The 418-nt window shown below is 38.0% G+C and carries 1 protein-coding gene; it reads left to right on the top strand.

Translation table 11 applies throughout. The features are described from left to right. Positions 1-369 (top strand): RNA-binding cell elongation regulator Jag/EloR (jag, locus tag AOA61_RS12935; protein ID WP_143521208.1); only part of this gene is annotated, 369 nt, incomplete at its 5' end. Positions 370-418 lie beyond the last annotated feature (49 nt).

Genomic DNA, 418 nt, shown 5'->3' with positions numbered 1-418 from the left:
GAAGAGCGCAAAGATGGGATATTTTTAAATATCTCAGGTGTAGACATTGGTGTTTTAATTGGAAAGCGTGGGCAGACGTTAGATTCATTGCAGTATTTAGTGAATTTAGTCGCTAATCGTCAATCTAATAACTATGTTCGGATCTATCTAGATGCAGAAGGATATAGAGATCGTAGAAAAGAAGCATTAGAGACACTAGCTTCTCGATTATCCAGCAAAGCCATTCGAACTAAAAAAGAAGTATGTTTAGAGCCGATGAATGCACATGAAAGAAAGATTATTCATACCGCCTTACAGAATGTAAAAGGTGTAAAGACATACTCAGATGGTGAGGAGCCTAATCGTTGTATTATCGTTGCACCTAATTAACAGTCGCCTATGAATTGATATATTGCGCGTATCCCGCCTAAGACAGACT

It is taken from the genome of Pseudomonas sp. 2995-1 (assembly GCF_002742505.1).
In the GTDB taxonomy this organism is placed as follows: Bacteria; Pseudomonadota; Gammaproteobacteria; order Pseudomonadales; family Pseudomonadaceae; genus Aquipseudomonas; species Aquipseudomonas sivasensis.
This window is presented reverse-complemented; position numbering and strand designations above follow the sequence as displayed.